Below are 5,480 nucleotides of genomic sequence, written 5' to 3' on the forward strand. Positions count from 1 at the left end.
CGGATGCGCACGCCGACGGAGAGACGGTCAAGGAAGGGGACGGATGGATATTCTGCGCACGCCCGACGAACGATTTCGGCAACTTCACGGCTATGCCTTGGCGCCGCACTATGTCGAGATCGGCGGCGTGCGCATCCATTACCTGGACGAGGGACGCCGCGACCGCGCGCCGGTGTTGTTGCTGCACGGGGAGCCGTCGTGGTCGTATCTCTACCGCAAGATGATTCCGGTCCTGACCGCCGCCGGACACCGCGTTGTGGCCCCGGACCTCGTCGGCTTCGGCCGCTCCGACAAGCCGGTCCGGCGCGAGGATTACACCTACCAGCGACACGTGGACTGGATGCTGGGGGTCCTCGAAGATCTCGAGCTGCGCGACACGACGCTGGTCTGCCAGGATTGGGGCGGGCTGATCGGGCTCCGCCTCGTCGCCGAGCACGGCAGCCGCTTTGCCCGCGTCGTCGCCGCCAATACCTTTCTCCCCACCGGCGACATCCATCCGGGTGATGCGTTCCTGGCCTGGCGCCAGTACTCGCAGGAGACACCGGAGTTTCACGTCGGGGGCATCGTGCAAGGTGGCTGCGTGACCACCCTGGCGCCCGAGGTCGTGGCCGCCTATGACGCCCCATTTCCTGACGACCGTTACAAGGCCGGGGCCCGACAGTTCCCGGCGCTGGTGCCGATCTCGCCGGATGATCCGGCAGCGGCACCCAACCGCAAGGCCTGGGAAGCGCTGCGCCGCTGGCACAAGCCGTTTTTCACGGCCTTTAGCGACGCGGACCCCATCACCCATGGCGGTGACCGCTTCTTGCAGGACGCCATCCCGGGTGCGAAAGGACAGCCGCATACGACGATCACCGGCGCCGGACATTTTCTTCAGGAGGACAAGGGCGAAGAGCTGGCGCGTGTCGTCGTCGATTTTATCACCCGCACGCCGGCATGAGCCGCGTGGTGATTGGAGGGGAGTCATGGCTTCAAACAAGGTTGGATACGAATTGGCCGACACGGTCGCCGTTCTCCGCATGGACGACGGCAAGGTCAACGCACTGTCCCACGAGGTCATCGAGGCGCTGCACGAGTGCCTCGATCGCGCCGAGCCCGAGGCGGCAGCCGTGCTGCTGGTCGGTCGCGGCGGGCGCCTGTCGGGCGGGTTCGATCTCGGTGAGATGACGAGCAGCGCCGAGGCGGCCAGGAAGCTGGTGTCCGCGGGCGCGGAACTGCTGCTCAGACTCTACAGCTTTCCGCGTCCGGTGGTTGTGGCCTGCACCGGCCACGCCCTGGCGGCCGGGGCGCTCCTGCTGCTGGTCGGCGATCTGCGCATCGGCGCCAGTGGAAGCTTCAAGATCGGGCTCAACGAGGTCTCCATTCACCTGACCCTGCCGATCTTCGCGATGGAGTTGGCGCGTGCCCGTCTCTCCAAGCGCCACTTCACCTGCGCGGTGACGCAGGCGCAGATTTTTGATCCGGAGACGGCGAAGGATGCGGGCTATCTCGACGCGACGGCTGCACCAGCGGCGCTGTACAACGTGGCGCTCGACCACGCCCGCCGGCTTGCCGGCCTGCCGCATCCCGCTTTCCGCAACACCAAAGAAAACGAGCGGGGCGCCACGGTGCGGTTCTGCCGGGAAACCCTGGCGGCCGACATGGCCAAGCTCACCAGCCCGAAGTAGTCAGTTCGTGGTGGGCGCGGGCTCCGCTGCCGCCGGCGGAGCAGCCGCGGCGGGCGGGGCGGTCAAGGCGGCCGTGAGCGGGGCGATGGTGGCCCCTCCGCCAGCGCGTGCCTGATCCATCACTTGCACGGCATAGCCATAGGGGACGTCATTGTCCGCATCGAAGAAGAGGATGTGATCTTCCCGCGCCGCGAACATCCGTCGTAAGCGCGCCGGCACCTCGTCAAACGATAGTTGCACGGCGTTGATATTGATCGTCTTGTCGGCGCTGATACGCAGCACCAGCGGTGGCTGGGGGTCGTTTTGCAGCTCTTGCTTTTCGACTTCCTTCTTCTCCTGCTTCGGAGTGTGAATGTAGAACTTCTTCATAAGCAACGGCGTGATGACCATGAAGATGATGAGGAGCACCAGCACCACGTCGACCAGGGGCGTCACGTTCATCACGGGCACGACTCCCTTGCCCTTCGCGCCGACGGTCATCGCCATGGCTCAATTCCCCTGTCCCGCGTTTTCCGGCGCGGGGCCTGTGCTTCCTGGAGCGGCCCCCGTGTCTGCTGGGGCAGCCGCCGCACTTTCCTTCGCCGCCACGTCGCTCGTGGCTTCTTCTCCGGCCTTGTGGCGTTTCCCCACCAGGAACGACAGGCCGGGGAAGCCGATCTCCTGTGCCCGCGCCATGATGTCCCGCACCTCCCCGTACCTGAGGCCGGCGTCCGCACGCAGCACCAGTTTCCGGAGCGGCTCCGCGGCGTGCCGTTCGCTCAGGTACGCCGCCACACCGTCCAAGTTGTACAGCTGGTCATCGATGTAGTACTCGCCCGCTTTTGGGATTGCGACCTTCAGCGGGTCCATCGTGCCTTTGATGTCCGGGTCGGGATTGAAGATGCCGGGCAAGTCCACCTGAATGTCCTGGTTCATGCGCGGCGCCACCACCATGAAAATGATCAGCAGCACCAGCACGATGTCGACGAGCGGCGTGACGTTCATGTCGGGCTCGACATCCGCCAACCGGGCGCTGCCGCGCATCGGTCTTCTGCTCATGCCGTTACCTCCAAGCAGCCGGCGTCACGACCCTCACCGCGCCGCGACGGCCTGCCGGGAAAGCGAAGCACTGTCGGTCGCGGCCCCGCGCGCCGCGTGCACCGCACGCTCGGCGCGATCCTCGATCGTGTCCAGCAACTCCCCGGCCGCGTTCTTCAGCCGCAGCTCCTCGGTGCCGATCTTGGCTGACAAGTAATTGAACGCGAGCACGGCAGGGATGGCCACGCTCAGACCGAGTGCGGTTTCGATGAGGGCTTCGGCGATACCGGCCGACACCGCGGAGAGACCACCCGACCCCGTGGCCGCGATGCCCTGAAACGCGGAGATGATGCCCAGGACGGTGCCGAGCAATCCCACGAAGGGTGCCGTTGAGCCGCTGGAGGCCAACACCGACAAGCCGCGCCGCAGGTCGGCGGCGATCTCTTCCATGTAGCGCTCCATGTACCGCTGTGTCTGATCGAACGGGGTCAAGCCGGACGCGTCGGCCGTCTGCTCCGCGTGCCGATAGGTCGCAAGGCCGGCGCGGACGATCCGAGCCAGATGTCCGCGCTTGAACTCATCGGACTTGGCGATGACGGCGTCAAAGTTTCCGGCATTCATATCGTCGGCCACTTTGGCGGAGAACCGCCGCGACGCCGAGCGCGAAACCCGCAACGTCAGCAGGCGCTCCACGAACACCGTCAGGGACGCCAGCCCCATCACGAACAGGACACCCGCCACGATCAGGGCGGGCAGGCCCATGTGCTGCCATACTTCAAGGAAATTCAGTTGCATTGCCTCTCCTTATTTGGATCCTCATTCGGCAGATTCGCTGCAGCTATGACAGCTGGAATACGATCTTGATGGGCCGGTACACGCTGATCGGCTTGCCCTGGTAGCGTGCCGGCTCGTACCGCCATTTCTTCACCGCCTGGAGCGCCGCGGTGGTGAAGGGCTCCTCGCCTTCCACCACCTGCACATCTTCCACACGGCCGTTGGTGGTGATACGGATCTTGAGCATCACGGTGGCGGTTTTTCCGGCGTTGCGGGCGGCCTTCGGATACGGCGGTGGCTCGTTCGTCTTCAACGGTTTGGCGCGCACCACGCCTTGGACCTGCTCCGTGATTTCCTCTTTCTTACCGGCGGCGCCGCGGTAGCCTTCTTCGAGTTCGGTCGGGTCGGGTTCCCACACCGCAATGCCCTTGTCCTGGCTCGGATCGGCTTCCGCCGGTGCCTCCTTCGGCATCTCCGTCGGTGCCACCAGCTCTTTCCGTGGCGGGGGCTTGTCCAGCTTCCGCACCTTCATGTCTTTGGGCACGGCTGGCGGCGGCGGCTTGGCTTCTTCAATGGGCTTTGGGGGTGGTGGCGGCGGTGGCGGTTCTTCCTTGAGGACTTTCTCGACGAACTTCACGTCGACCGACTTCTCGGTCGCCATCTGCCTGCCGCCAATGCCGATGACTACCGCCGCCACGCCGATGCCTACGTAGATGATCGACGAGGTGAAGAACGCCGTGACCCAATGCCGCGGCATGTTCTCCGTGCCGCCGTAGTGCCCAAATGTTGAAGAGGCTTGGCTCATTGATTTCTCAGCTGCTTGCCACGGTGAGACGCCGTGCGGCGGCATGTCATCGCAGACCGCCGGCCACCACGGCGGCGAGTTTTCCCCACCGCCGTGGTGATCGAACGCAGAGCATCTAATTCAACTAAGATTACAACCGGGATTCTACCATAGAACTAGAAGTACGCTACCCGCTCGGCGCGGCCAGTCGGCTGCCGCCATCAAGATGCCGAGAAGTTGTAAACCATCTGCAGCCCGAAGGTGCGCGGGTCGCCGTAAATGTTGCCGGAATAGCCCAGGCCTGAACCGAAGTCGATGCCGTAGGTGCGATACTTCCGATCGAACAAGTTACGCCCAAACAGCGCCACGTCGAGGCTGCCCCTCTGGAGCGGAATGCCGGTGTACGCCAGCCGTCCGTTGGCCAGTGCGTAAGCCCACCCCTCGTCCGCTTGCGCGCCGGCGGTCTGGTTGTTGGCGATGAACACCACCCGATCCTGCCAATACGTGTCGACGTGCGCCGAAAACGTTCCGGTGGTGGTCCGTGGTGCCGTGTACGTCAGCCCCACCGTCGCTTGGTTGTGAGGAGTGTGAGCGAAGGCGCGCTGGTGCGTCACGTCCACCCCCGGACCAGTAACATTGCCGTTCACATCAAACTGTGGCTCGATCCACTTGGTGTACTGCGGAGCCAGGAAGCTGTAGTTCACCGAAGCTTCGACGCCGCGCACAGGGATGGCCGCCGCCTCGAACTCCATACCCCAGATCTCCGCCTTGTCGGCATTTGTTTGCTGGCTAAATGCGCCAGATTGTCCACTGGGATGGAAAAGCGACACTTGGAAGTTACGGTAGCTGCTGAAGAACCCGTCAGCATTGACGCGTAGGCGGTTATCGAGCCACTGCGACTTGAAGCCGGCTTCGTACGATAGGAGCGTCTCCGGCTTGAAGCTGGTGAACGCGTCGCGGTTGGGGGCCGTAGGAGTGAACCCGCCCGCCCGGAATCCGCGGCTGATCCGAAAATAGGTCATCAAATCGTCGGTCCACTGGTAGGAAATGTCACCCATGGGCGAGATCCCGTCAGTGCCGCCGAAGGTTTTGCTCTTCGCGGCTCTGAAGGCATTGGCGGGACTCGAGAGGGAAAACCACGCGTGGTCCATGCGGACGTGCTCTTCCGTGTAGCGAATGCCTGCGGTCACGCGGAGCTTGTCATTCAGGATCGGGGGTGTCCACGTGGCCTGCCCGTA

The 5,480-nt window shown here is 64.2% G+C and carries 7 protein-coding genes; 2 read left to right on the forward strand and 5 right to left on the reverse strand.

Translation table 11 applies throughout. From position 1 onward, the window contains the following. Nucleotides 1–43: 43 nt before the first annotated feature. A complete protein-coding gene (locus VF515_21185; protein ID HEX7410143.1) occupies nt 44–940 on the forward strand; it encodes a haloalkane dehalogenase in 897 nt (298 codons plus the stop codon). 25 nt (nt 941–965) lie between these two features. After that, a complete protein-coding gene (locus tag VF515_21190; GenBank protein HEX7410144.1) occupies nt 966–1,667 on the forward strand; it encodes a crotonase/enoyl-CoA hydratase family protein in 702 nt (233 codons plus the stop codon). Here VF515_21190 and VF515_21195 read toward each other — a convergent pair whose 3' ends face one another. The 5 genes from VF515_21195 to VF515_21215 all read right to left on the reverse strand — a co-directional run. Further along, nucleotides 1,668–2,153, reverse strand: a complete 486-nt coding sequence (locus VF515_21195; protein HEX7410145.1) for a biopolymer transporter ExbD — start codon at nt 2,151–2,153, stop codon at nt 1,668–1,670. 3 nt (nt 2,154–2,156) lie between these two features. Continuing rightward, nucleotides 2,157–2,705 carry a biopolymer transporter ExbD gene (locus VF515_21200; GenBank protein ID HEX7410146.1) on the reverse strand — a complete coding sequence of 183 codons (549 nt, stop codon included), beginning with the start codon at nt 2,703–2,705 and terminating at the stop codon, nt 2,157–2,159. A gap of 33 nt (nt 2,706–2,738) precedes the next feature. Then, the gene (locus VF515_21205; GenBank protein HEX7410147.1) at nt 2,739–3,479 is read right to left on the reverse strand and encodes a MotA/TolQ/ExbB proton channel family protein; all 741 of its coding nucleotides are present in this window, start codon (nt 3,477–3,479) and stop codon (nt 2,739–2,741) included. Between the two features lie 43 nt (nt 3,480–3,522). Beyond that, complete coding sequence (locus VF515_21210) at nt 3,523–4,215, reverse strand: TonB family protein (GenBank protein ID HEX7410148.1); 693 nt, start codon at nt 4,213–4,215, stop codon at nt 3,523–3,525. 248 nt (nt 4,216–4,463) lie between these two features. Continuing rightward, a partial coding sequence (locus tag VF515_21215) for a TonB-dependent receptor (protein ID HEX7410149.1) occupies nt 4,464–5,480 on the reverse strand: 1,017 nt, incomplete at its 5' end.

The organism is Candidatus Binatia bacterium, assembly GCA_036382395.1.
In the GTDB taxonomy this organism is placed as follows: Bacteria; Desulfobacterota; Binatia; order HRBIN30; family HRBIN30; genus JAGDMS01.